The sequence below is a fragment of the Pseudomonas sp. AC169 genome, assembly GCF_979258515.1.
Genome location: NZ_OZ409866.1, coordinates 5,495,009 through 5,520,057 on the forward strand (window position 1 = coordinate 5,495,009; position 25,049 = coordinate 5,520,057).

Annotated in this window: 19 protein-coding genes and 1 pseudogene; 11 read left to right on the forward strand and 9 right to left on the reverse strand. The window is 61.5% G+C overall.

Translation table 11 applies throughout. The features are described 5' to 3' along the window. Window positions 1–86: 86 nt before the first annotated feature. From ACZZ0G_RS24575 to ACZZ0G_RS24585, 3 genes and pseudogenes are all read right to left on the reverse strand, one after another. Window positions 87–1,745 (reverse strand): phosphoethanolamine transferase, encoded by a 1,659-nt coding sequence (locus tag ACZZ0G_RS24575; RefSeq protein WP_463557872.1) that lies wholly within the window; start codon window positions 1,743–1,745, stop codon window positions 87–89. A gap of 210 nt (window positions 1,746–1,955) precedes the next feature. After that, window positions 1,956–2,693 carry a TorF family putative porin gene (locus ACZZ0G_RS24580; RefSeq protein WP_463557873.1) on the reverse strand — a complete coding sequence of 246 codons (738 nt, stop codon included), beginning with the start codon at window positions 2,691–2,693 and terminating at the stop codon, window positions 1,956–1,958. Between the two features lie 145 nt (window positions 2,694–2,838). Next, window positions 2,839–4,580 (reverse strand): annotated as a pseudogene (locus ACZZ0G_RS24585) (amidohydrolase). 103 nt (window positions 4,581–4,683) lie between these two features. On the opposite strand from ACZZ0G_RS24585, the gene ACZZ0G_RS24590 reads away from it, so the two are divergent. The 11 genes from ACZZ0G_RS24590 (at window position 4,684) to ACZZ0G_RS24640 (ending at window position 19,398) form a co-directional block, all read left to right on the forward strand. After that, window positions 4,684–5,601 (forward strand): LysR family transcriptional regulator, encoded by a 918-nt coding sequence (locus ACZZ0G_RS24590; protein WP_463557874.1) that lies wholly within the window; start codon window positions 4,684–4,686, stop codon window positions 5,599–5,601. Window positions 5,602–5,761: 160 nt separating this feature from the next. Further along, window positions 5,762–6,379, forward strand: a complete 618-nt coding sequence (lexA, locus tag ACZZ0G_RS24595) for a transcriptional repressor LexA (protein ID WP_463557875.1) — start codon at window positions 5,762–5,764, stop codon at window positions 6,377–6,379. After that, the gene (gene imuA, locus ACZZ0G_RS24600; RefSeq protein ID WP_053120911.1) at window positions 6,379–6,996 is read left to right on the forward strand and encodes a translesion DNA synthesis-associated protein ImuA; all 618 of its coding nucleotides are present in this window, start codon (window positions 6,379–6,381) and stop codon (window positions 6,994–6,996) included. The genes lexA and imuA overlap by 1 nt, the downstream gene beginning before the upstream one ends. A 7-nt stretch (window positions 6,997–7,003) precedes the next feature. Further along, on the forward strand, window positions 7,004–8,419 hold the full coding sequence (locus ACZZ0G_RS24605) for a Y-family DNA polymerase (protein ID WP_463557876.1): 1,416 nt from the start codon (window positions 7,004–7,006) through the stop codon (window positions 8,417–8,419). After that, entirely contained in the window at window positions 8,395–11,493 is a 3,099-nt protein-coding gene (locus tag ACZZ0G_RS24610) for an error-prone DNA polymerase (RefSeq protein WP_463557877.1), read from the forward strand. Before ACZZ0G_RS24605 ends, ACZZ0G_RS24610 begins: the two co-directional genes overlap by 25 nt. A 260-nt stretch (window positions 11,494–11,753) precedes the next feature. Beyond that, window positions 11,754–12,440, forward strand: a complete 687-nt coding sequence (locus tag ACZZ0G_RS24615) for a CsgG/HfaB family protein (RefSeq protein ID WP_463558889.1) — start codon at window positions 11,754–11,756, stop codon at window positions 12,438–12,440. 29 nt (window positions 12,441–12,469) lie between these two features. Beyond that, entirely contained in the window at window positions 12,470–12,838 is a 369-nt protein-coding gene (locus tag ACZZ0G_RS24620; RefSeq protein WP_034155672.1) for a DUF4810 domain-containing protein, read from the forward strand. After that, window positions 12,835–13,494, forward strand: coding sequence for a DUF799 domain-containing protein (locus tag ACZZ0G_RS24625; RefSeq protein ID WP_463557878.1), 660 nt, complete (start codon window positions 12,835–12,837; stop codon window positions 13,492–13,494). Before ACZZ0G_RS24620 ends, ACZZ0G_RS24625 begins: the two co-directional genes overlap by 4 nt. A gap of 303 nt (window positions 13,495–13,797) precedes the next feature. Next, window positions 13,798–14,487 carry a GntR family transcriptional regulator gene (locus tag ACZZ0G_RS24630; protein ID WP_463557879.1) on the forward strand — a complete coding sequence of 230 codons (690 nt, stop codon included), beginning with the start codon at window positions 13,798–13,800 and terminating at the stop codon, window positions 14,485–14,487. A 134-nt stretch (window positions 14,488–14,621) separates the two neighbouring features. Beyond that, window positions 14,622–16,733 (forward strand): hybrid sensor histidine kinase/response regulator, encoded by a 2,112-nt coding sequence (locus ACZZ0G_RS24635; protein ID WP_463557880.1) that lies wholly within the window; start codon window positions 14,622–14,624, stop codon window positions 16,731–16,733. Window positions 16,734–16,764: 31 nt separating this feature from the next. Further along, entirely contained in the window at window positions 16,765–19,398 is a 2,634-nt protein-coding gene (locus ACZZ0G_RS24640; protein ID WP_463557881.1) for an excinuclease ABC subunit UvrA, read from the forward strand. Window positions 19,399–19,482: 84 nt separating this feature from the next. Here ACZZ0G_RS24640 and ACZZ0G_RS24645 read toward each other — a convergent pair whose 3' ends face one another. The 6 genes from ACZZ0G_RS24645 to ACZZ0G_RS24670 are packed head-to-tail and all read right to left on the reverse strand — an operon-like array spanning window position 19,483 to window position 24,908. Beyond that, window positions 19,483–21,426: a response regulator gene (locus ACZZ0G_RS24645; protein ID WP_463557882.1), complete on the reverse strand. Its 1,944-nt coding sequence runs from the start codon at window positions 21,424–21,426 to the stop codon at window positions 19,483–19,485. Further along, complete coding sequence (locus tag ACZZ0G_RS24650; RefSeq protein ID WP_463557883.1) at window positions 21,416–22,291, reverse strand: sensor histidine kinase; 876 nt, start codon at window positions 22,289–22,291, stop codon at window positions 21,416–21,418. The genes ACZZ0G_RS24645 and ACZZ0G_RS24650 overlap by 11 nt, the downstream gene beginning before the upstream one ends. Beyond that, window positions 22,284–23,294: an ATP-binding protein gene (locus ACZZ0G_RS24655; protein ID WP_463558890.1), complete on the reverse strand. Its 1,011-nt coding sequence runs from the start codon at window positions 23,292–23,294 to the stop codon at window positions 22,284–22,286. The genes ACZZ0G_RS24650 and ACZZ0G_RS24655 overlap by 8 nt, the downstream gene beginning before the upstream one ends. Then, window positions 23,291–23,695 carry an anti-sigma regulatory factor gene (locus tag ACZZ0G_RS24660; protein ID WP_007912537.1) on the reverse strand — a complete coding sequence of 135 codons (405 nt, stop codon included), beginning with the start codon at window positions 23,693–23,695 and terminating at the stop codon, window positions 23,291–23,293. The genes ACZZ0G_RS24655 and ACZZ0G_RS24660 overlap by 4 nt, the downstream gene beginning before the upstream one ends. Continuing rightward, complete coding sequence (locus ACZZ0G_RS24665; protein WP_034155679.1) at window positions 23,692–24,054, reverse strand: STAS domain-containing protein; 363 nt, start codon at window positions 24,052–24,054, stop codon at window positions 23,692–23,694. The genes ACZZ0G_RS24660 and ACZZ0G_RS24665 overlap by 4 nt, the downstream gene beginning before the upstream one ends. A 2-nt stretch (window positions 24,055–24,056) precedes the next feature. Continuing rightward, a complete protein-coding gene (locus ACZZ0G_RS24670) occupies window positions 24,057–24,908 on the reverse strand; it encodes an STAS domain-containing protein (RefSeq protein ID WP_463557884.1) in 852 nt (283 codons plus the stop codon). Between the last annotated feature and the right edge of the window lie 141 nt (window positions 24,909–25,049).

Genomic DNA, 25,049 nt, shown 5'->3' on the forward strand with positions numbered 1-25,049 from the left:
GGTGGTTCATTCAGCATTGATGGCGACTGATACGCCGCCTTCGCGAGCAGGCTCGCTCCCACAGGGGGAAGTGTGTAATTCCCGGGTTATTGCGCTGCCGTCATCGACGGTCGGCAGCCATGGAATATGTCCAGCCCCGGCTGATACACCGACGTCCTCACCTCAAACAACCCCAGCACCGAGTGAAACAGATTGTCATGGCTCAAATCCGCCTGCCCGGTCTTGCCTTGCAGGCAACCGCGATCAATCCCCTCACTGGCGAGCGTGCCGTCGCCAAACCACATCACCATCGGCACATGGGTCTGCGCTTCCGGCGCCAGCGCATACGGCGCCGCATGCAGATACAGGCCATTCTCGCCCAGCGATTCACCGTGATCGGAGACATACACCATCGAGGTATCCAGCGAATCCTGATTGCGTTTGAGCAGTTCGATGACCTTGGCGAGGAAATGGTCGGTGTAGAGAATCGTGTTGTCGTACACGTTCACCAGTTCATCGCGGCTGCAACTGCCCAGTTGATTGGTGTGGCAGATCGGTTTGAAGCGTTCCATGTCCTGCGGATAGCGCTCGTAGTATTCCGGGCCGTGGCTGCCGTCCGCATGCAGGACGATGATCGCGTGGCCCTTTAGGCTGTCGATGTAGCTTTGCAAATCGGCCAGCAGCGCCTCGTCGAGGCAGTTGTTGCCGTCGCAGAACGGCCCCGGCTGATTCTTCGAAATGTCGCGATGCGGTACGCGCAGGCAGGTGCCTTTGCAGTCGCTGTTGTTGTCCAGCCACAGCACTTGCACGCCGGCGCGCTGGAGGATGTCGAGCAGGCCTTCGTAGGTTTTGCCTTTCTTGTCGCTGTAATCCTCACGCGGGAACATCGAGAACATGCACGGCACCGACACCGCCGTCGACGTGCCGCAGGAGTGCACCTGGGTGAAGTTGAGAATATCGAGTTTGCTCAGTTCGGGATTGGTCTCCCGTTCATATCCGTTCAGCGAGAAGTGATCGGCCCGCGCCGTTTCACCGACCACAAACACCATCAGTGATTTCTTCTCGCGGCTGGCGGCCTTGGCGCTAATCACCGCGTCTTCGCCGATGGCCTGCACCACAAAGTGCTTTTTGATGCCCAGGCGTTGCTTGGTGTACTTGCTGATCGCGTAGATGTAATTGGTCGGGTTGATGAAGTGGGTGAGCTTGTCTTCTTCGCGAAAGATCGGCGCGTAGGTCGAATAGAACGCGCCCACCGACGCGGCGATCACCAGCACACAGGCGATGATCACCAGCACCTTGTTGAGCAGACCGCGAAAGAACGGCCGATAACTCACCGGCCAACGCCAGATCAACGCCGCCGGCAACACACCGAGCAACAGCAGGTAAGCCAGCAGCTTGCCGTTGAACAGCGCGGTGGCTTCGGCGGGGTTGGTTTCGAAGACGTTCTGAATCATCACCGTGTCGATGGTGATGCCGTATTCGTTCATGAAATACGCGGCGCACGCCGAGAGCAGGGCGACCACGGTGAGCGCCGGTTTCAGTGTCCAGCGAAACGACACCAGGCTCAGCAGCAGGGTGATCGCGGCCCACAGAAACAGCCCGAATGAAGCGAAGAACGCTACTTTGTGCGCGCCTTGCAGGGTGATCAGAGTACCCAGCGCCTTCCAGGTCGCCAGGTTGTACAACGCCACCAGGGCCAGGGAGAACAGCAGCACCAGTCGAGTAGAAGTGATGGACGGTAAACGCAGTCCGTTGCCCAAAGCCATGTCAAACATTCCTCTACATGAATAGAAACCACGCGGTTGCGCGGGTAACTGTAGAAGAGCATTGGTAAAAAATTCGTAAACATCCTGTAACAAGTTCGACCCCCATTTCCTGTAGGAGCTGCCGAAGGCTGCGATCTTTTGATGTTGTTCTTAACATCAAGATCAAAAGATCGCAGCCTTCGGCAGCTCCTACAGATGGATTTCGGTGGGTCAGAAGGATTTGCTGACGCTGGCGACGACGGTGGCGGTGCAGACGTCTTTGAAGCCCCAGTTGCTCAGGCATTGGCTCTGTGAGAGATCGGTGTCGATGTAGCTCAGGCCCAACACCACCCCGGCCAGATTGTGGGTGAGTTTGACTTCCCATTCGCGATAGCTGTCTTCGTCCTGCCCGGACGCCGAATACAAATGCGGATCCTTGAAATCCATATTGCCGTAGCGCAGCTTCAAGCCCGAGTCGAAAGGCAACTCGGTTTCATAACCGATGTAGGTGTACAGCGAACTCTGCTTGCTATCGATCCCCGGCGCATCGCTGGAGTAATACACCGCCAGCTTCACCCCGTACACCCCGAGAATCCCGTAGACCTCGCTCTGGTTGAACTGACTTTCCTTGGGATAGGCGTACTTGATGTAGCCCAGATCGAGGCTGACATCCTCGGTCGCCTGCCACAGCCAACCGCCGTAGTAATCGACTTCCTGACGGGTTTTCAGACCACCGCCGAAATCGACGTTGGAACTCCACGCGCCAAGGTACAGACCGCTGCTGTGCGCGAGGGTCAGACCGGCTTGCACCGCTGGGTCATTCTGGGTCTGCGAGATGCCGCGAGTGCGGTAGTCGCTGGCCAGGGTCAGGTCGACCAACAACGCAAAGTCATCGTTCAAAGGGATCGCGAAACTGCTCAACGGCAGCACGCTCAAGAAACTCAGGGCGAACAGGGGCAAGGCTTTCATGTGAAGTCCCGATGTTGTGATTGTTATGGGGGCAGGAGGTAAACCTGTAGGAGCTGCCGCAGGCTGCGATCTTTTGATCTTGGTTTTTTAAAATCAAAGTCAAAAGATCGCAGCCTGCGGCAGCTCCTACAGGGGAAACGCGTTGTTATTGGGTGGCGGTGTAGACCTGACGACCGCCGAACCAGGTTTGCAGGACTTTGGTGTCATGCAGGGCTTTGTTATCGACGCTGAACACATCACGATCGAGCACGATAAAGTCGGCCTGTTTACCCGGCGTCAGCGAGCCGATCTGTTTCTCCAGGCCAATCGTGCGCGCCGCGTTGACGGTGTAGGCATAGAACATGGTTTCGCGGTCCAGACGCTCATCGGCATTGAGCACACCCAACGGGCCGACGCGAGTAATCGCTTGGGCCATCGCATTGAACGGATTCGGCGAAGACACCGGCCAGTCACTGGCGCCGGCAATCGTCGCGCCCTGTTTCAGCAGCGAGTGCGCGGGGTACTGGTAGCGGAAGGCGAGGGCGCTGACGTAGGGCTTGATCATGTCGGTGGTGTAATCGTCGGCGCTGGCCCACAGCAGTTGCATTGAGGCGATGACATTGAGCGGTTTGAAGCGGGCGAACTCTTTCGGGTTGACCATTTGCAGGTGAGTGATCGAGTGGGTCACGCCGCTCTGGCGATCCTTGCGCGCCTGGGCGATGCCGTTCAGCGACTCACGCACGGCGCGATCGCCGATGGCATGGATGTGCACCAGCCAGCCGCGCTGGTCGATGGCGCTGACCAGTTCACCGAAATGCTGCGGATCGATCAGCAATTCGCCCTGTTTGTGCGAATTTCTGTAGGGATCGATCATCGCCGCGCTCTGCGCCGGGAATTCAATCACACCGTCGGCAAAGATCTTGATGCCGGGCAAGGTCAGGTTGGGGATGCCCTGAAATTGCTGGCGCACCTTGTCCAGCGTATCGAGGTCGGCGGGCATGCTTTTCGGGTTGGCCACCAGCAGCGCGGCGACGTGCACGCTCATGTCGCCGCTTTCCGAAAGGGCTTTATAGGCCGGCAGCACGCCGACGGTTTTCTCGGTGGGTTGAGCGCAAACACCGCTTCGCCCGGTGCGGCGTTGGCGGCAGGATCCATCCACGCGGTGATGCCGAGGCTGTTGTTGTAGCGCACTGCGGATTTGGCGGCGTTGAGCATATCGGCGGGGCTTGGCACCGGCATTTTCGAGGCGACTCGATCCCAACCGGCGTCGACTACAAAGCCGTTCGGCTCGCCGCTGGGCAGTTTGCCGATGGTGTCTTTTTCCGCGTCGGGCAGGGTTTTCAGCATGGCTGCATCGATGCCGGCGCGTTTGAGCATCACATTGTTGGCCCACGCCGTATGGTGGTCACTGCCAATGAACACCACCGGCACATCGGCCCATTCGCCGTTGTTGAAGGTTTTGCCCAAGGCCTCGGCCTGCGCCCAATAAACCGAACTCATGCCGGCAATACTCAGCACATCACCGTGTTTGGCCTTGCCGTCTTCACGCCAGTCGCGCAGACGCTTTTGCAGTTCGTCGAGGCCGACGACTTCGTCTTCCATGTTCGCCGAGACCATTTCCAGTCCACCGAAAATCGCGTGGGAATGGCTGTCGATCAGGCCGGGCATCAGCGCTTTGCCCTTGAGGTCGATCACTTGAGTACCGGGTTCGATCAACGATTTGATCTGCGCATCGGAGCCGACTTTCAGCACTTTGCCGTTTTCCACGGCCAGCGCCTGCACCTTCGGTTGCGCGCGGTCGGCGGTGAAAATCTTGCCGTTGAGCAGGATCAGGTCGGCGGCGGCCATGGCTTCCATCGAGGCAAAACTTACAGCGAGAACCAACAGCTTCGGGATGAATCTTTTCATTGAAGATTTCCTTGTTATTGCGTCTGATGGCCAGATTAGTGGCTGGCAACGGCTGACAGAACGCCTGCCTCACGAAAAACGTTTTTGCCTGAATGGAAAAAGCATGGACAAGTTGGGTGCATTGAAAATGTTCGTGGTCACCGCGCAGCTCGGCAGTTTCAGCCGCGCCGCCGAGCAATTGGGCAAGACCCCGTCGGCGCTGACCAAAGCGGTCAATCACCTGGAGTCGGAGCTGGGCGCACGGCTGTTCGAGCGCAGTACCCGGCGGATTCTGCTGACAGAAATCGGCCGGGTGTACCTGGAAACCGCGCGACTGGTGCTGCAGCGACTGGATGAGGCCAGCGAGGAAATCGTGCAGTTGCAGCATGGCTTGCGCGGCAGCCTGAAAATCACCGCGCCGCTGGCCTATGGCCGGGCGTTTCTCGATCAGGTGTGTGACGGCTTTTTGCAGCAATACCCGCAGATCAGCCTGCAAGTGGATTTGTGCGATGCGTTCGTCAATCTGCTGGAAAGTGGTTATGACCTGGCGTTGCGTGAGGGCCACGATGACTTGCCGGGGCTGATTGCGCGGGTGGTCGGCAGCAATCGTCTGGCCCTGTGCGGCAGCCCCGAGTATCTGGCGCGCAAGGGCTTGCCGGTGAATCCGCAGACGCTTGAGCAGCATGAATGGCTGCTTTATCAACACCCGTTGCTCAGCCGCGAATTCTGGTGGGCCGAGCGCGACGGGCAGCGTTTGAGCCTCGCGCAACCGGCGAATCCGCTGTTGCGCAGCGACAATTACGATTTGTTGCTGGCCAGCGCCCTGGCCGGACGCGGTTTGCTGCACACGCCGCTGTGGAGTGCCGCGCCGTACATTGCCGACGGGCGACTGCTGCGGGTCATGGCTGACTATGAGATCGACCCGGATACTTTCGGCCCGCACATCCTGGCGGTGTACCCGAGCCATCGGCGGGCCACGGCGAAAGTCGTCGCCTTCATCGATTACATCGCCGAATTCCTCGCCGAACGCGGCCTTGGCTAACTTGATCGTTCCCACGCTCTGCGTGGGAATGCCTCTAGGGACGCTATGCGTCCAGTGACGCGGAGCGTCACGGGCTGCATTCCCACGCGGAGCGTGGGAACGATCAACGTGGGGTGGGCCGACTGGCGGCGCTTGTCAGGAAAATCCTACAGGAGTACAAATGTACTCCATGACGAACCTGACTCCCCGCCGTACCGCCATTCTGACTTTTATCCGCGATCGCATCGCCGAACACGGTCAGCCCCCAAGCCTCGCTGAAATCAGCGAGGCTTTTGGTTTTGCCTCGCGCAGCGTGGCGCGGAAGCACGTGCTTGCGCTCACCGAAGCCGGGTTTATCGAGGTCAACCCGCATCAGGCCCGGGGCATTCGTTTGCTCGGTCAGCCGCCGCGTCCGGAGTTGCTCGACATCCCCGTGCTCGGTCGCGTCGCTGCCGGTGCGCCGATTGGCGCCGATGCCGACATCCACAGCCGTTTGATGCTCGATCCGGCGCTGTTCTCCCGTCCACCCGACTACATGTTGCGGGTGCAGGGCGATTCGATGATCGAGGACGGCATTCTCGACGGCGACCTGGTGGGCGTTAAGCGTAATCCCGAGGCGCTCAACGGCCAGATCGTCGTGGCGCGGCTCGACGGTGAAGTCACCATCAAACGCTTCGAGCGGCTGGGCGATGAAGTGCGGCTGTTACCGCGCAACCCGGCGTACCTGCCGATTGTCGTGCGCGACGATCAGGATCTGGCCATCGAAGGGGTGTTCTGCGGTCTGGTGAGGCAAGGCTGATGGGCGCCGTCGTTGCGTTGGATACGCTGTTCAATGGCGGCCAGGTCTGGAAAGGCCGGCCTGCGCCACCCGCCGCCAGTCCGCAACCGACCGGTCATGCGGCGCTGGACGCGGCACTGCCCAGCGGTGGCTGGCCGGAAGCGGCGCTGAGCGAAATCCTTTTGGCCGGCCCCGGTGTCGGCGAGCTGCAACTGGTCTGGCCAACGCTGGCGCGGTTGTCAGCGGCAGGCGAGCGCATTGTGCTGGTGGCGCCACCCTTCGTGCCGTACCCGCAGGCATGGGAAAACGCTGGGGTCGATTTGCGCCAGTTATCGGTGATTCAGGCCAGCGAGCGCGACGCCTTGTGGGCGGCGGAACAGTGCCTGCGTTCGGGCAGTTGCGGCGCGGTGCTGTGCTGGCCGCACAAGGCCGATGACCGTGCGTTGCGGCGCTTGCAGGTGGCGGCAGAAACCGGCCAGACCCTGGCGTTTGCATGGCGCCCATTGAGTGAAGCGGTCAACCCCTCACCAGCGGCGCTGCGCATTGCCATCGACGCCAAACCTGCGCAGTTGCGCGTGCTCAAGTGCCGTGGCGGTTTGGCGCGTACGGCACCGATTGCCTTTGCCGTGGGGCACTGAGGTCGCCATGCGCTGGGTGTGTATTCTGTTTCCGCAATTGGCCCTCGACGCCGTGCTGCGTCAGCGCCCCGATCCCGATGAACCGTTGGTGCTGCTCAACGGCCCGGCCCAGCGCCGGGTGCTGCAAGCGGTCAACCCGGCGGCGCGCAAACTCGGTCTGCGCCCGGGCCAGTCGATGACCGCTGCACAGGCGATGAGCAAAGGTTTCGCCACCGCTGATTACGAGGTGGCCGAGGTCGAACACTGGCAGCAGTTTCTCGCCGCGTGGGCCTACGGTTTCAGCGCGCAGGTCAGCGTGCATTACCCACGTACGGTGGTGTTCGAGATCGAATCCAGCCTTGGCTTGTTCGGTTCCTGGGCGCAGTTCGAAGCACGACTGCGCCAGGAATTGACTGATCTGGGCTTCCGTCATCGCATCGTCGCCGCACCGAATCCCGTGGCGGCGCGGGTGCTGGCCAACGCCTATGACGGCCTCGTGGTGCCGGACGGCGAGGCGTTGCAACATCACCTCGGTCAGTTGCCTGTCGACCGTGTCGGTCTGGAACCCGCAGTCGCTACGGCGTTGTCGCGCATGGGCCTGCGCAATCTGAATCAGGTGCAGAGCCTGCCGCGTCAGGCGCTGGCCCGGCGTTTCGAGGCGCAGATGCTCAAGCACCTCGACACCTTGTTCGGTGCCCGGCCATTGGCGCTGGAGTTCTACCTGCCGCCGGATCGTTTCGATGTGCGCATCGAACTGAATTTCGACGTGCAGTCGCATCAGGCGCTGCTGTTCCCGCTACGCCGTTTGACCGGCGATCTGTCGGCGTTCCTCTGCGGGCGTGACAGCGGCGTGCAACGTTTCGACCTGCATCTGGAACACGCCGGGCTGCCGGACAGCGTGATCAAGGTCGGCCTGCTCAGCGCCGAACGTGATCCGGCGATGCTCTTCGAACTGGCCCGTGGGCGGCTGGAACAAGTGCAGGTCGAGGCGCCCGTGCGCGGCTTTCGTCTGCGCGCCGAGGATCTGCCGAGTTTCGTCCCGCAGTTTCAGGAACTGTTCGACGACCGTCCGCAGCAGACCTTGCCATGGGAGCAATTGCGCGAACGCTTGCGTGCACGCTTGGGCGATGACGCCGTGCAAGGGCTGCGCTTTCAGGCTGATCACCGTCCGGAGTGCGCGTGGCAGCACGGCATCGACAAACAACGCTGCGCAGGCTTGCCGAACGTGCACCGCCCGGGTTGGTTGCTCGGCGAGCCACAAAGCGTGGCGCAAGGTTCAGCGCGAATTCTCATGGGCCCGGAACGTATCGAATCCGGCTGGTGGGACGGCGACGATGTGCGCCGCGATTATTACCTGATCCAGAACCGCGCCGGCCAGCAGGGCTGGGCTTATCGCGCGGTGGGCGAGGGTGGTCCGTTGTGGCTGCAGGGCTGGTTTGCATGAACGACGGTTATGCCGAGTTGCACTGCCTGTCGAACTTCAGTTTCCAGCGCGGTGCGTCCAGTGCGCTGGAACTGTTTCAGCGCGCAAAAAAGCACGGTTATCAGGCACTGGCGATCACCGATGAATGCACGCTGGCCGGGATCGTTCGGGCCTGGCAAGCGGCGAAATCGGTTGAACTGCCGCTGGTCATCGGCAGCGAAGTGCGCATCGAAAATGGCCCGAAACTGGTGCTGCTGGTGGAGAACCTGGCGGGCTATCAGGCGCTGTGCGGCTTGATCACCCGCGCGCGGCGGCGTACGCAGAAAGGTCAGTATCAGGTGCTGCGCGAAGACTTCGCCAAAGCGCTGCCGGGGTTGCTGGTGTTGTGGGTGCCGGATTCACTCGATGACGTGGAAGAGGGCCGTTGGCTGCAGCAGACCTTCGGTGAACGCTTGTGGCTGGCCGTGCAGTTGCATCGCGGTCAAGACGATCAGCAACGGTTGGCGAGCTTGTTGAGTCTGGCCGCCGGGTTGCAGATTCCGGCTGTGGCTAGCGGCGATGTGCACATGCACGCCCGTGGCCGTCGCGCGCTGCAGGACACCATGACCGCGATCCGTCATCACGTGCCGGTGGCTGAGGCCGGGCTGCGTTTGCACCCCAATGGCGAGCGGCATTTGCGCAGTGTCGAGGTGTTGCGCGAGTTGTATCCGCAGGCGTTGCTGGATGAATCGGTGAGCCTGGCCCGGCGTTGCACGTTCGACCTGGGCGAGTTGCGTTATCAATATCCGAAAGAACTGGTGCCCGAGGGGCACAGCGCCAGTTCGTGGCTAAGGCAATTGACCGAAGAGGGCATCGCCTGGCGTTGGCCACAAGGGCCGCAAGCCAAAGTGCTCAAGCAGATTGACGATGAACTGAAGTTGATCGCCGAACTCGGCTACGAAAGCTACTTCCTCACCGTGCATGACGTGGTGCGCTTCGCCCGCGAGCAGCAGATTCTCTGTCAGGGCCGTGGCTCGGCGGCCAACTCGGCGGTGTGTTTTGCCTTGGGCATCACCGAGATCGACCCGGACCGTACCACGCTACTGTTCGAGCGCTTTATGTCCAAGGAGCGCAACGAGCCGCCAGACATCGACGTCGACTTCGAGCACGAACGTCGCGAAGAAGTCCTGCAATACGTGTTTCGCCGTTACGGCCGTGGTCGCGCGGCGCTGACCGCGGTGGTCAGCACTTACCACGCTGCCGGTGCCGTACGCGATGTGGCCAAGGCCTTGGGCCTGCCGCCGGATCAGATCAATGCACTGGCCGATTGCTGCGGCCACTGGAGTGATGAAACGCCGCCAATCGAACGTCTGCTCGAAGGCGGCTTCGACCCGGAAAGCCCGGTGTTGCGCCGAGTGTTGAGCCTGACCGGGCAACTGATCGGTTTCCCCCGGCACTTGTCGCAGCATCCCGGCGGTTTCGTGATTTCCGAACAGCCGCTGGACACGCTGGTGCCGGTCGAGAACGCTGCCATGGCCGATCGTACGATCATTCAGTGGGACAAGGACGACCTCGACGCGGTCGGCCTGCTCAAGGTCGATATCCTCGCCCTCGGCATGCTCAGCGCCATTCGTCGGTGCTTTGACTTGCTGCGTCGTCACCGCAATCTGGACCTGAGTCTGGCGACCATCCCGGCCGAGGACAAACCGACCTACGACATGATCAGCCGCGCCGACACCATCGGCGTGTTCCAGATCGAGTCGCGGGCGCAGATGTCGATGCTGCCACGCCTGAAACCGGCGAAGTTCTACGATCTGGTGATCGAGGTGGCCATCGTCCGCCCGGGGCCGATTCAGGGCGGGATGGTCCATCCGTATCTGCGCCGCCGCAACAAGGAAGAAAAGGAAACCTACCCGTCGCCAGAACTCAAGGTCGTCCTCGAAAGAACCCTCGGCGTGCCGCTGTTTCAGGAACAGGTCATGCAGATCGCCATCGTTGCCGCCGACTACAGCCCCGGTGAGGCCGATCAGTTGCGCCGCTCGATGGCCGCGTGGAAACGCCACGGCGGACTGGAGCCGCACAAGGAACGCCTCGCCGCCGGCATGAAGAAGAACGGCTACACGCCGGAGTTCGCCGCGCAGATTTTCGAGCAGATCAAGGGCTTCGGCAGCTACGGCTTCCCCGAGTCCCACGCCGCCAGTTTTGCTTTGCTGACTTACGCCAGTTGCTGGCTCAAGTGTCACGAACCGGCGGCGTTCGCTTGTGCGCTGATCAACAGCTGGCCGATGGGTTTCTACAGCCCCGATCAGATTCTGCAGGACGCGCGCCGTCATCAGTTGCAGATTCGCCCGGTCGACGTGCGCGCCAGTGACTGGGATTGCAGCCTGGAAACCACCACGGCTGCGCAACCGGCAATTCGCATGGGCTTGCGCATGATCAAGGGTTTTCGCGAGGACGATGCCCGTCGCATCGAAGCGGCGCGGGCGCGCGGGGCGTTTGTCGATGTCGCTGATCTGGGCGAGCGGGCGACGCTGGACAGCCGGGCACAGGCTTTGCTCGCCGACTCCGGGGCGTTGCGCGGTCTGGCCGGGCATCGGCATCGGGCGCGCTGGGAAGTCGCCGGGGTGCAGAAACAACTGGGTCTGTTTGCCGGGTTGCCGAGTCAGGAAGAGCCGGAAGTGCTGCTGCCCAAACCCAGCGTTGGCGAGGATGTTTACGCCGATTACTCAACCGTTGGCACCACGCTGGGGCCGCATCCGCTGGCGCTGTTGCGTGGCGAACTCAAAGCCCGGCGCTGCCGCAGTTCGCAGGAATTGCTTGAGGTCGAGCACGGCCGACCGGTGAGTGTCGCCGGGCTGGTCACCGGGCGGCAGCGGCCGGGCACTGCCAGCGGTGTGACCTTTGTGACCCTGGAAGATGAGTTCGGCAACGTCAACGTGGTGGTCTGGCGCGATCTGGCCGAGCGTCAACGGCAAGTACTGGTTGGCTCGCAACTGCTGAAAGTCGACGGCCGCTGGGAGCGCGAAGGCGAAGTGCGCCACCTGATCGCCGGACGTCTGAGCGATCTCAGCCCGTTGCTCAATGGCATCCGCGTGCAAAGCCGCGATTTCCATTAGCGCGTTCTGATCTGATCGTTCCCACGCTCTGCGTGGTTACGCCTCCCGTGACGCTCCGCGTCACAGCGGACGCGGAGCGTCCGCGGCTGCATTCCCACGCAGAGCGTGGGAACGATCCAGTACAAGACAGCCAATTCATTGGCGTCAAAAAAGTCTGTCGCGAATGATGGCACTTTGTCATAATGCCGCCCCTTTTCAACTCCCGCCGAGCATTGCCGTGGTGGGACATCCCCGTTTTTCAAAAGGAATACTCAGTGAGAATGATCTCCCGGATGCTGGTCTCAGGCGTTGCGATTGCCGTGCTCGGCACCCTTGCCAGCACACTTGCCGGTTGCGCCACCGAAAGCTCCCGCGCGCTGCCGGTGGCCAAGGTTGAAAGCGCTACACAAGTCTGGACCGGCGTTCGTGTGCCAATGGCCGTGGGCAAGTTCGACAACCGCTCCAGCTATATGCGCGGAATCTTCTCCGACGGCGTCGACCGTCTCGGTGGCCAGGCCAAGACCATCCTCATCACCCACTTGCAGCAGACCAACCGCTTCAGCGTGCTGGATCGCGACAACATGGGCGAAATCCAGCAGGAAGCGGCGATCAAGGGCCAGGCCCAGCGTCTGAAAGGTGCTGATTACGTGGTCACCGGTGACGTCACCGAGTTCGGCCGCAAAGAGACCGGCGATCACCAGTTGTTCGGCATTCTTGGCCGTGGCAAGACGCAAGTGGCCTACGCCAAGGTCAACCTGAACATCGTCAACATCAGCACCTCCGAAGTGGTGTATTCGACTCAGGGCGCCGGCGAGTACGCCTTGTCCAACCGCGAAATCATCGGCTTCGGCGGCACCGCTGCCTACGACTCGACCCTCAACGGCAAAGTCCTCGATCTGGCCATGCGCGAGGCGATCAATCGTCTGGTCGATGGCATGAACGCCGGTGCCTGGAAACCGGGCAACTGATCGACGCCCATTGCAAGGAGCATTACCCCATGAATCTGACTTTGTCGCGCTCGCTGATGGCGCTGACGCTGGCCGCCAGCGCCTTGCTGGCCGGTTGCAGCAGCCCGAAAACCCTGTACCAGTGGGAAGGCTACGAGCCCCAGGTCTACGAATACTTCAAAGGTGAAGAGCCGAAAGAAGCCCAGGCCGAAGCGCTGGAACGTGACCTGCAGAAAATCCGCTCCACCGGCAAGGCCGTACCGCCGGGCTACCACGCGCACCTTGGCTTGCTCTACCTGAGCATGGGCAAGGACGATCAGATGGTGCAGCAGTTCAACACCGAGAAAACCCTGTTCCCCGAGTCCGGCACGTACATGGACTTCCTGCTCAAGAACGCCAAGACCGGAGACGCTAAATGATTGCGCGTACCTTGAAGCTGTTCGCCGCCGGTTTGGCCCTGACCGTGCTGGGTGGCTGCGTCGCCCCCAAAACCGTGGACTACTCGGCCTACAAACAAGCGCGGCCGAAGACCATTCTGGTGCTGCCACCGCTGAACACTTCGCCGGATGTGAAGGCCTCGTACAGCCTGTTGTCGCAGGTGACGTTCCCGTTGGCCGAGGCCGGTTACTACGTGCTGCCGATTACGCTGGTTGACGAGACGTTCCGCCAGAACGGCCTGACCACCCCGGACGACATTCATCAGGCACCGCCGAACAAACTGAAGGAAATCTTCGGTGCGGACGCGGCGCTGTACATCACCGTGACCGAATACGGCACGCGTTACATGGTGATCAGCAGCGAAACCGCAGTGACTGCAACGGCGAAACTGGTTGACCTGAAAAGCGGCACCACGCTGTGGACCGGTTCGGCACGGGCGTCGAGCGAAGAGGGCGGCAACAACGGCGGTGGCGGTCTGATCGGCATGCTGATCACGGCGGCGGTGAAGCAGATCATCAACAGCTCCACCGATGCCGGCTACCCGATTGCCGGTGTGGCGAGCAATCGCCTGCTCTCGGCCGGCCAGCACGCAGGCCTTCTGTACGGCCCGCGCTCGCCGAAGTACGGCACCGACTGAGGCTGGAAATGATCGTTCCCACGCTTTGCGTGGGAATGCATCCCGAGACGCTCCGCGTCTCAGTGGACGCAGAGCGTCCATAGCGGCATTCCTTTGCTGCGCGTGGAACGATCAAATGTAGGCGTGAGCCTGCTCACCGTCCCCCCTGCCGCTTGTATCCCTGCTCGCAACGAGCAGACAGGTAGAGCGACGCTTGCCCCCATGGGTGATCCGCAATCAACGTGAAATCAAGACCCTGCATCTCGAAGCGGAAGGCTATATCCTGCGTGACACTCAGTTGCTCGACGTTAAAGGGGAACCCAAATGACCGAAAAGAAACCGGAAACCACGGTCGACCGCGTCTACCAAGGGGTTTACGAGGCGATCAGCAAGCGTTCGTTGCGCCCGGGGATGAAGCTGGGCGAGGCCTCGCTGGCCGAGTTATTCAATGTCAGCCGCACGTCGGTGCGCGCCGCGTTGAAGCAATTGGAGGCCGATGGGCTGGTCACCACCGAGCCCAATAAAGGTGCATCGGTGTCACTGCCGAGCAACGAAGAGATCCGTTCACTATTCGAAACCCGGCGGCTGATCGAGATCGGCATCGTCACCGAACTGTGCCGACGCATGGACAGCGCAGCGATGCAGGACTTGCGCGAGCACCTGCTGCTGGAAGATGAAGCACACGCGGCTGGCGATCACGAACGGCTGATTCATCTGCTCGGTGAGTTCCACATCAAACTGGCGCGCAGCCTCAATAACCCGGTGCTGCTTGACTGGTTCCAGAAGCTGATCTCCCGCGCCTCGCTGTATGCTGCGGCGCTGGACGACGACAGTCACGAAGTCTGCCGCGATGACGAACACCTGCGCCTGATCGAGTACATCGAGGCTGGCAATCAGAGCGCCGCCATCGAGCTGACCTGCATGCATCTGAACGGAATCGAGAAGGCCATCCTCGACGTCGCTGCGAAGATGAAAACTGGCTACCATCCGCTCAAACACCTGATCGGGGTCTAGTCTCCGGGCGGCGATGAAATCGGCTATACCTCTAATGAAACCAATACGACTGAAGACGCTCGAAACAGACGGGCGTCGTGTCGTTTAGGCGGCAAGGTTTACGGGACAACCAGTACAGGACACTGAGTCAGGCGATGCAGTTTTTATCCGATAGCCATGGTTGTGACGGCTGGAAAGGCGAGATGGCCGAGCGCATCTGCGCGTTCGACTGGACCCGCACCGAACTCGGCCCGCTGAACAGTTGGCCAGCCAGTCTGTGCAGCGCCGTGCAATTGATGCTGGCTTCGCCGCTGCCGATGGTCATGCTCTGGGGCCGTGCCGGCTACATGATCTACAACGATGCCTATTCGAAATTCGCCGGGGGCCGCCATCCGTATCTCCTTGGCGCGCCGGTCGAGTTGGGATGGCCGGAAGTCGCCGAGTTCAACCGGCATGTGGTCGACACCTGTCTGGCGGGCGGCACCTTGTCCTTCCGCAATAAGGAACTGGTGCTGCTGCGCGATGGCGTTCCCGAAGACGTCTGGATGGATTTGTATTACAGCCCGGTCGCCAATGATGACGGTGTGCCCGCCGGGGTGATGGCGATGGTGGTGGAAACCACTGAATTCATGCACTCCGAACGCCGCCGTCAGGCCGCCGAAAAGGCTTACCGCGCCGACAATGAACGGGTTCGTCTGGCGCTGAATGCCGGGGCTTTGCTCGGCTCGTTTGTGTGGGACGTAAAAAACGACACGCTGTCGGCAGATGAGCGTTTCGCCCGCACCTTCTCCTATCCGCCGGATCAGGACCTGAGCAATCTGCCCCAGAACATTGCCGAATCGCGCATCCATCCCGATGACCACGCCTGGGTACAAGAGCGCGTCGCCCGTTCTGTGCAAACCGGTGAACCGTACAACGCCGAATACCGCGTCCAGCGTGGCGACGGCAGTTATCTGTGGGTGCTGGCCAGCGGCGGCTGCGAGTTCGACGAGCAGGGCAAGCCGTTGCGCTTTCCCGGCGTGTTGATCGACATTCATGAGCGCAAGATTGCCGAAGAATCCCTGCTCAAATTTACCCGTAACCTCGAACAGCGCGTGGGCGAAGAGGTCGAGGCGCGGCTGGCGGCTGAAGAGCAGTTGCGCCAGTCGCAGAAGCTCGAGGCCATTGGCGGACTGACCGGCGGCGTCGCTCACGACTTCAATAATCTGCTGCAAGTGATCGCCGGCAATCTGCATCTGCTCGCGCGCCACGAACCGAACAACGCCAATGTGCAACGCCGTGTCAGTGCCTCGCTGGCGGCGGTCGAGCGCGGTGCCAAGCTGTCCTCGCAATTGCTCGCGTTTGCCCGGCGCCAGCCGTTGTCGCCGGCGGTGTGCAATCCGCGGCAGATCTTCGAAGGCGTCGGCGAATTGTTGCAGCGCGCGCTGGGCGAAACCATTCAGATCGACGTGCAGTTACCGCAGCAACCGTGGCACATCAACGTCGACCGTAACCAGTTGGAAAACGCCATTCTCAACCTGGCGATCAACGCCCGTGATGCGATGAAGGGCGAGGGTACTATTGCGCTCAGCGCGGCCAATGTGCGGCTCGATCGCGAGTTCTGTGCCGGTAAAGGCATTGTCCCCGGCGAGTTTGTCCGCGTTGCCGTCAGTGACACCGGTGCAGGCATCCCGCCCGATATTCTCGAGCAGGTGTTCGAACCCTTTTTCACCACCAAGGCCGATGGTCAGGGCACCGGGCTGGGTCTGAGTATGGTGTTCGGCTTCGTCAAACAGAGCGGCGGGCATGTCGAAATCACCAGCGCTTTGGGCGAGGGTACTCGGGTGCAATTGTATTTCCCGCGCAGCCTGCGGCCGATCCTTGAGGAATCACCCAATCTGCAAAGGCAGCAGAGCGGCGGCCACGAAACGATTCTGGTGGTCGAGGACAACGACGCGGTGCGCGCCTCGGCCGTCGAGTTGTTGCGCGAGGAAGGTTACCGCGTGTTGACCGCCGGCCACGGCGATGCGGCCATGCAAATGCTCCTCGAAGGTGTTGAGGTCGACCTGATCTTCACCGACGTGGTCATGCCCGGGCTGATCAAAAGCTCTGACCTGTTTGCCTGGGCCAAGGTGCAGACGCCGCCGGTGGCGGTACTGTTCACCTCCGGACACACCCGCGACATCATTTCGCGCAATCATCAGTTGAGTCCCGACACGCACTTGCTCGGCAAACCGTATAGCCCGGAAGCGTTGCTGCAGATGATCAGGGTGGTACTCGGGAGCTGAGCGCTGAACATTCCTTTACCAAGGCAGGTCGATGACTTCCAAACGTACCTCCAAAGCACCCGCCGGCATGGTCCGGGTACGCGGCGCCCGTGAACACAACCTGAAGAACGTCGATGTCGACATCCCCCGCGATGCGCTGGTGGTGTTCACCGGGGTGTCCGGTTCGGGCAAGTCGTCGCTGGCGTTCTCGACTTTGTATGCCGAAGCCCAGCGCCGCTACTTCGAATCGGTGGCGCCGTACGCGCGGCGGCTGATTGATCAGGTCGGCGTGCCGGATGTCGATTCCATCGAAGGCCTGCCGCCGGCCGTGGCCCTGCAACAGCAGCGCGGTACGCCGAGTACGCGCTCGTCGGTGGGCAGCGTGACCACGTTGTCGAGCCTGATCCGCATGCTTTATTCGCGTGCCGGCAGTTATCCGCCGGGGCAGCCGATGTTGTATGCCGAGGACTTTTCGCCGAACACGCCACAGGGTGCGTGCCCCGAATGCCATGGCCTCGGCCGGGTGTATGAGGTCACCGAAGCGCTGATGATGCCCGATCCGAACCTGACCATCCGCCAGCGCGCGGTGGCGTCCTGGCCGCTGGCGTGGCAAGGGCAGAATTTGCGCGACATCCTCGTGACCATGGGCATCGACGTCGACATCCCTTGGAAGAAGCTGCCGAAAAAACAGCGCGACTGGATTCTCTTCACCGAAGAAACCCCGACCGTGCCGGTGTACGCCGGGTTGACGCCGGAAGAAACCCGCGTCGCCCTCAAACGCAAAATGGAGCCGAGCTATCAGGGCACCTTCACCGGCGCCCGACGCTACATCCTGCACACGTTTACCCATTCGCAAAGTGCGCTGATGAAGAAGCGCGTCTCGCAATTCATGCTCGGCAGCCCTTGCCCGTTGTGTGATGGCAAGCGTCTGAAGCGTGAGGCGTTGTCAGTGACCTTTGCCGGGTACGACATCGGTGAACTGTCGCAGATGCCGTTGCTGCAAGTGGCCGAGGTGCTGCGGCCGGTGGCGGCGGCCAGTTATCTGCAGCAGGCTGAAGAAACGGGCGAGACCTTGAGCCACGCGCAAACCCGCGAGGCCCGCCAGCAGCGGGTGGCCCACGGTGCCAGCGGCCACGGCTCCGCGCCGGATGTGCGCCACACGCCAAATCTGTCGCTGGAAAAACGTCTGGCGGCGCAGCGCATTGCCGAGGATCTGCTGGAGCGGGTCAGCACCCTGACCGATCTGGGCCTTGGTTATCTGGCGCTGGAGCGCAGCACGCCGACGCTGTCGTCCGGTGAGTTGCAGCGCTTGCGCCTGGCGACACAATTGGGTTCGCAATTGTTCGGGGTGATCTACGTGCTCGACGAACCCTCCGCCGGTTTGCATCCAGCCGATGGCGAGGCGTTGTTCGAGGCGTTGCAGCGCTTGAAGGCTGACGGCAACACGCTGTTTGTGGTCGAGCATGATCTGGAAACCATGCGCCGCGCCGACTGGCTGATCGACGTCGGCCCGGCAGCAGGGGAGCAGGGGGGGCAGGTGCTGTACAGCGGCCCGCCGGCTGGTCTGGCCGAGATCGAACAGTCGCAGACGCGGGCCTATCTGTTTGCCGAATCTCAGCGTCAGACGCGCACGGCGCGCAAGCCGACGGCGTGGCTGAAACTCGACGGGATCACCCGCAACAACCTGAACAACCTCAGTGCCGAATTCCCGCTGGGCTGCTTTACCTCGGTGACCGGCGTGTCCGGCTCCGGCAAATCGAGTCTGGTCAGTCAGGCTTTGCTGGAACTGGTCGGCGCGCAGTTGGGCCGTCCCGCGCAGGAACGCGAGCCGGAAGAACTCAGCCTCGAAGATGACGCACCGCAGGTCAGCAGCGGCCAGGTGACGTCGGGGCTGGAGTCGATCAAGCGCCTGGTGCAGGTCGACCAGAAACCCATCGGCCGCACGCCACGCTCGAATCTGGCCACCTACACAGGGCTGTTCGACAACGTGCGCAAACTCTATGCCGCCACCGATGCTGCTCGGGCTGCGGGTTATGACGCTGGGCAGTTTTCCTTCAACGTCGCCAAGGGCCGCTGCGCCATGTGCGAAGGCGAGGGTTTTGTCAGTGTCGAATTGTTGTTCATGCCCAGTGTCTATGCGCCGTGCCCGACCTGCCATGGCGCGCGCTACAACCCGCAGACGCTGGCGATTCTCTGGGAGGGATTGAGCATCGCCCAGGTGCTGCAATTGACCGTCGAGGAAGCGGTGACAGTGTTTGCCGAGCAACCGGGGATTCGTCGTTCGCTGGAGGTTTTGCGCGATATCGGCTTGGGTTATCTGCGGCTCGGGCAACCGGCCACGGAACTGTCCGGCGGCGAAGCGCAGCGGATCAAACTGGCCACCGAGTTGCAGCGCAACCAGCGCGGCGCGACCTTGTACGTGCTGGACGAGCCGACCACCGGACTGCATCCGCGCGATGTCGACCGGTTGCTGGAGCAACTGGATACGCTGGTGACAGCGGGGCACACGGTGATTGTGGTCGAGCACGAAATGCGCGTGGTGGCGCAGAGTGACTGGGTGATCGACATCGGGCCGGGGGCGGGGAATCAGGGCGGCAGGATTGTCGTGGCGGGTACACCGCAGAAGGTTGCGGCGAGCAAGAAGAGCAAGACTGCGCCGTTTTTGGCTCGGGCTTTGAACCGATAGGTGTGTTGGCAGGGCTGACGTCTTCGTCGGAACGCCGCCCGGAGCAAGCTCGCTCCGGGGCGGCGTTCCGACGAAAGCGGTTGATCAGGCACCATCAAGGGTGCGGCGGACCTTATCCAATAATTCGCTAATCTGAAACGGCTTGACCAGCATGTCCATGCCGCTGCCCAGAAACACCTGACGATTGATCGCTGTCTCGGCATACCCGGTCATGAACAGAATCGGCAATCCGTCACGCCAACCCCGCGCCACATCCGCCAATTCGCGGCCGCTCATGCGCGGCAGGCCAACGTCGGTCAGCAACAGGTTGATCGACGAATCATTCTGCAGCCGCTCCAGCGCCGTTTCGATATCCGCCGCCTGGGTGCAGCGATAACCGGCGTCTTCCAGCACTTCGGTGACAAACATGCGCACCGACGGCATGTCTTCGACAATCAGCACATGCTCACCGCTGCCTTGCGGATCGACCACCGGTGCGGGGATGTCAGCGCCTGTCGGGTCGGTGGTGGCGGGCAGCATGATCGTCACTTCCGTACCGCGCCGCGCGACGCTGCGGATGTGCGCATCGCCGCCGGACTGGCGGGCAAAACCGTAGATCGTCGACAACCCCAGCCCCGTGCCCTGACCCAACGGTTTGGTGGTGAAAAACGGATCGAAGACCTTGTCGATGACGTTGTGCTCGATGCCCGTACCGTCGTCGCGCACCGACAGTGCCACGTAAGCGCCGTCGGCCAGATTCGGATCGCCATGGGAATAGGCGGCGTAGGTGTTGACCCAGATATTGCCGCCCGCCGGCAGCGCATCGCGGGCGTTGATCACCAGATTCAACACCGCGCTTTCCAACTGCACCGGGTCGACCAGGGCGATCGCCGGTTTGCTGGTCAGCTCCAGCTTGAGGGTGATCCGCTCACCGATGGTGCGCACCAGCAATTCTTCCAGCGAACGGACTTGCTCGTTGATGTCCACCGGCCGTGTATCCAGCGGCTGCTGACGGGCGAAGGCGAGCAGACGATGGGTCAACGAGGCGGCACTCATCGCTGAATTCAGCGCCGCTTCGCTATAAAACTGCACCTTGTCCAGACGTTGATCGGCGACACGTTTCTGGATCAGCTCCAGGCTGGTGATGATCCCTGTCAGCAGGTTGTTGAAGTCGTGGGCGATGCCGCCAGTGAGTTTGCCCAGGGCGTCCATCTTCTGCACTTGCAGCAACTGCGCTTCGGCGCGCACGCGTTCGGCGACCTCTTTGGCCAGTTGCGTGGTGGTGTCGTTCAGGCGCGCCAGATGTGAGCGCTCGCGATGGCGGTGTTCGGTAACGTCCTCAACGAAGACCAGGCTCAATTCGGGCGTGCGGTACGGCGAAATCTGCCATTCGGTCTCGCGAATCTCGCCCTGCACGCGCATGTTCAGCGTGCCTTTCCAGCGCTCGCCATCGACCAGCCGCAGGCGCAGTTCATTGAGGATGGCGCTCTGTTCCTCGGCGAAGCATTCACGCAGGGTTTGCGGGTCCTGATTGTCGAGAATCAGTTGCGTGAAAGCATGGTTGCACTCATGCACCTTGAGGCTGGCATCGAGCACCGCGATCGGTGCGGAGACGTTGACGAAAATCTCGCGGAACCGCGCTTCACTCTCACGCAGGGCATTTTCCGTGTCGCGCACTCGCAGCAACGTGCGCAGGGTCGCCAGCAGCACGTCCGGATCCACTGGATGAATCAGGTAGGCGTCGGCGCCGGCATCGAGACCGGTGATGATGTCGCCGGTCTGAATCGAAGCGGCGGACACATGGATCACCGGCAGCAGCGCGGTGCGGGTGTCCGCGCGCAGAATCCGCACGATGTCGAAGCCGCTCATGTCCGGCAGATTGACGTCGAGAATCAACGCATCAATCGCTTCACTGTCGATCAACGCCAGCCCCTCGCCACCCGTGCCGGCCTCCAGCACTTCATAGCCGTGGCGCTCCAACCGTCGGCGCAGGGCGTAGCGGGTGGCGACGTTGTCGTCGACGATCAACAGGCGGATGTCACGTTTCATCGACGTTCTCCAGAGCGATCGCCAGCGGAATGATCACGAAAAAGGTCGAACCGACCCCCGGCGCACTTTCCAGCCCGACTTCACCGCCGAGCAGGGCGGCGAAGCGTTTGCACAGTGACAGGCCCAGCCCGGTGCCGCGCAGACGTTTCTGCAACGGCGAGTCGACCTGGGAAAAGTCTTCGAACAATGCGCCATGCAGCTCGGCAGCGATACCGATTCCGGTGTCGCTGACGGCAAAACGCACCTTGTCCGCACCTTCGAGCCGCGCGGAAACCCGCACTTCGCCACGAGTGGTGAACTTCAGCGAATTGGAAATGAAGTTGCGCAGGATTTGCCCGAGTTTCTTGTCGTCGGTGTACAGGCGCGGCAAACCGACCGGTTCTTCGAAAATCAGGTCCACGGCGGAGGCATCGACAATTGGCCGGAACATCCCGCGCAGCGCGGAGAACAGGTCGAACATGTCGAACCACGCCGGGGAAATCGTGATGCGCCCGGCCTCGATCTTCGCCAGATCGAGCAGATCATCGACCATGTCGCTGAGTTCGCGGGCGGCGGTGCTGACGAACGCTACCTGTTTGTGTTGCTCGGGACTGAGCGGGCCGTCGAGTTCGTCGGCGAGCAGGCTGTTGATGCTGAGGATCGAACCCAGTGGCGTGCGGAACTCATGGCTCATGTACGACAGGAAACGGCTTTTCAGATCCGAGGCCTGGCGCAGTTCCTCAGCCTGTACATCGAGTTCGGCGTACAAGGCCAGCACGCCCTGATTGGTCTCATCGAGTTCTTCGCGCAGGGCCGCGGTTTCGCTCTGCAACTGCGCAATCAGCGCAGCCTGTTCCGCGCTGCTCAGAATGGGCGACTCAGCCATGGGCGGCCTCCAGGGCAACGACCAGCACCGTTACATCGTCGCGCCCGCGACAGAAGTCGCGGTGCAGGACGGCGGCTATCACGGCGGGATGGCGGTGCACCAGACCGGGGTAGTCTTGAAGATTCCAACGGGACTGCAAGCCGTCGCTGTACATGATCAATAGATGTCCGTTTACGTGAGCATAGTCAAAGGGCCGGGCTTTTCGGTATTGCACGCCGACAATGCCCGGGTGCGAGGCCAGGCCGCGGGATTTTTCGGCGTTGATCAGGCTGGCGCCGATGTTGCCGACGCCGGCAAAGGTCAGGTGGTCGCGCCGCGCATCGAACTGGGCGAACGCGACAGCGCCGCCGCGAGTACCGATCATGTCGCGGTGCATGTCTTCCATCAGCATCACTGGCTCGGTAAAGGGCATCAGGGCGAAGGTTTGCGCACCAGCGCGGCCGGCGCGTTCGGCGTCTTCACCGTGACCGAGACCGTCGATGATCAACGCGCTGATGCTGCCGTTGTCATACGCCAGTTGCCAGACATCACCGCACGCCGGATCGTTGTGCAGCGAGTGCTGGCTGACGCCAAAACGCATGTCAGGGCCGCGATCCGTGCGCGCGTACAGTCTGGCCAATAACACCGCGCCACGGGCATCGGCGTACACATCAAACACTTCGGTCTGACGCGATATCGAGCCGAGGCCGATGCCTTGGGTGCCGCCGGTAGAAAACCCGTCGGCCATGCAGGCCTCGAGGTCAAAACCCTGCGCACGGTCGATGGCGAGCAATTCAATGCCAAAACCATTGGCGCGCGGCAGTACCCGCAAGTGCATTTCACCGTGGCTGGCGTGCTTGAGCACGTTACTCGCCAGCTCCGTCGCCACCAGCGCCACGCGCCCGGCATCGCGCTCGTCGAAGCCATGTTGTTCGGCCAGTTGTTGCGCCGTGCGCCGCGCGTGGCCGATCTGGCTGCTGTCTTCGATTGGCAGAACCTGGGTCAACGTCCCCACGATATTCATGTCCATCGGGTGATCGTTATTCGAGTGCCCTTGCCAGGCTCTGTTTCCAGTTCAAACTCTTCGACCAGCCGTTTCGCGCCCGTCAGGCCCAGCCCCATGCCGCTGCCAGACGTCCAGCCGTCGGTCATCGCCAGTTTGATGTCGGCAATCCCCGGGCCTTCGTCGCGAAAGGTCAGGCGCAGGCCGACCTTGTGATCTTCATCGAGAATCTGCCAGTCCATGTCGCCGCCGCCACCGTAAACCATGGTGTTGCGCGCCAGTTCGCTGACCGCCGTGACCATTTTCGTCAGGTCGATAAGGCGCATTCCGCATTCGGTGGCGAGCTTGCGTGCGGTCTGGCGCGCCAGTACCACGTCTTGCTCGATATGGATGGGTTGAGTACCGCTACTGCGTACGGTCATTGTTGCAGTACTCGTTCCCGCAGCAGTTTCATCCCGCGCTCGACGTTCAGTGCGGTGCTCACGCCGGGCAAGGTCATGCCGAGTTCAACCAGGGTAATCGCCACCGCCGGCTGCATGCCCACCAACACGGTTTCGGCGTCCATGATTTTCGACAGTCCGGAAATCGTGCCGATCATCCGGCCAATGAACGAGTCGACCATGTCCAGCGCCGAGATGTCGATCAACACCCCGCGCGCCGAGGTTTTGCTGATGCGCTCGGACAAGTCGTCTTGCAGCGTCAGGGCGAGTTGGTCATGCATGTCGACCTGAATGGTCACCAGCAGGAAGTCGCCCATTTGCAAAATCGGGATACGTTCCATGCTTATACCGTCTTGACGAGGCTGACACCCAGACGGGTCAGGGCAAGTTTCAACGCGTCGGCCAGATTGGCTTTGGTCACCACGCCTTGCAGGTCGAGGCCGAGGTGGACGATGGTCTGGGCAATTTGCGGACGTACGCCACTGATGATGCAATCGGCGCCCATCAGGCGGATCGCGGTGACGGTTTTCAGCAGGTGTTGCGCGACCAATGTGTCGACGGTCGGCACGCCGGTGATGTCGATGATGGCGATTTCCGAACCGGTGTCGACGATGCGTTGCAGCAGCGACTCCATCACCACTTGCGTGCGCTGCGAGTCGAGGGTGCCGATCATCGGCAGGGCGAGCACGCCGTCCCACAGCTTGACCACCGGAGTGGAGAGTTCCAGCAGTTCTTCCTGTTGACGCTTGATCACCGCTTCGCGGGATTTCTGAAAGGTGCGGATGGTGTGCATGCCGAACGCATCGAGCAGCTCGGACACTTCCCAGAGTTGTTCGGCCAGCAGCGCCGGTTGGTCTTTGTAATGACTTTGGAGCAGGTTAAACAGCGGGCCTTTGAGGGCGAAGATGAAACTCGCGGTCTGCTGCGAATCCTGGCCGAGCAGGGCGCGACTGTGAGAGAGCTTTTCGAGAAACTGGCGGGTGGCTTCCCAGCCCGGCGTTGCGATGTTGGTGCCGTTGTCGCTCTCGATACCACTGACTACCAGTTGCAGGAACTCGCTGGTTTGTTGCTGTACATCGTGATCTTTCAGGTTGCGGGTGGCGCCGCTGGCTTGCAGGCCATTGATCCATTCGCCCAGCAGTTGTGCTTGTTTGTTTTTCATCGCATCGAGTGTGCTGTTCTGCAGTGCTGCCATGTGCCTGTTGCTCCGTCGCGAATTGGGGGGCGGTCGTGAAAATGATCGCCGCGAAGTGATCGACATTTGCCGTTCGAAATAGTTGTTCGTTCATGCGCGTATATTTTTGATCTGGCGCAAGTAACGTCCCGGTAACTCTAG

Bases quoted from the DNA above. Each gene is read 5' to 3' on its own strand.
- ACZZ0G_RS24575 (WP_463557872.1), bottom strand. From the start codon at position 1,745: ATGGCTTTGGGCAACGGACTGCGTTTACCGTCCATCACTTCTACTCGA.
- ACZZ0G_RS24580 (WP_463557873.1), bottom strand. From the start codon at position 2,693: ATGAAAGCCTTGCCCCTGTTCGCCCTGAGTTTCTTGAGCGTGCTGCCG.
- ACZZ0G_RS24590 (WP_463557874.1), top strand. From the start codon at position 4,684: ATGGACAAGTTGGGTGCATTGAAAATGTTCGTGGTCACCGCGCAGCTC.
- lexA (WP_463557875.1), top strand. From the start codon at position 5,762: ATGTACTCCATGACGAACCTGACTCCCCGCCGTACCGCCATTCTGACT.
- imuA (WP_053120911.1), top strand. From the start codon at position 6,379: ATGGGCGCCGTCGTTGCGTTGGATACGCTGTTCAATGGCGGCCAGGTC.
- ACZZ0G_RS24605 (WP_463557876.1), top strand. From the start codon at position 7,004: ATGCGCTGGGTGTGTATTCTGTTTCCGCAATTGGCCCTCGACGCCGTG.
- ACZZ0G_RS24615 (WP_463558889.1), top strand. From the start codon at position 11,754: ATGATCTCCCGGATGCTGGTCTCAGGCGTTGCGATTGCCGTGCTCGGC.
- ACZZ0G_RS24620 (WP_034155672.1), top strand. From the start codon at position 12,470: ATGAATCTGACTTTGTCGCGCTCGCTGATGGCGCTGACGCTGGCCGCC.
- ACZZ0G_RS24625 (WP_463557878.1), top strand. From the start codon at position 12,835: ATGATTGCGCGTACCTTGAAGCTGTTCGCCGCCGGTTTGGCCCTGACC.
- ACZZ0G_RS24630 (WP_463557879.1), top strand. From the start codon at position 13,798: ATGACCGAAAAGAAACCGGAAACCACGGTCGACCGCGTCTACCAAGGG.
- ACZZ0G_RS24635 (WP_463557880.1), top strand. From the start codon at position 14,622: ATGCAGTTTTTATCCGATAGCCATGGTTGTGACGGCTGGAAAGGCGAG.
- ACZZ0G_RS24640 (WP_463557881.1), top strand. From the start codon at position 16,765: ATGACTTCCAAACGTACCTCCAAAGCACCCGCCGGCATGGTCCGGGTA.
- ACZZ0G_RS24645 (WP_463557882.1), bottom strand. From the start codon at position 21,426: ATGAAACGTGACATCCGCCTGTTGATCGTCGACGACAACGTCGCCACC.
- ACZZ0G_RS24650 (WP_463557883.1), bottom strand. From the start codon at position 22,291: ATGGCTGAGTCGCCCATTCTGAGCAGCGCGGAACAGGCTGCGCTGATT.
- ACZZ0G_RS24655 (WP_463558890.1), bottom strand. From the start codon at position 23,294: ATGAATATCGTGGGGACGTTGACCCAGGTTCTGCCAATCGAAGACAGC.
- ACZZ0G_RS24660 (WP_007912537.1), bottom strand. From the start codon at position 23,695: ATGACCGTACGCAGTAGCGGTACTCAACCCATCCATATCGAGCAAGAC.
- ACZZ0G_RS24665 (WP_034155679.1), bottom strand. From the start codon at position 24,054: ATGGAACGTATCCCGATTTTGCAAATGGGCGACTTCCTGCTGGTGACC.
- ACZZ0G_RS24670 (WP_463557884.1), bottom strand. From the start codon at position 24,908: ATGGCAGCACTGCAGAACAGCACACTCGATGCGATGAAAAACAAACAA.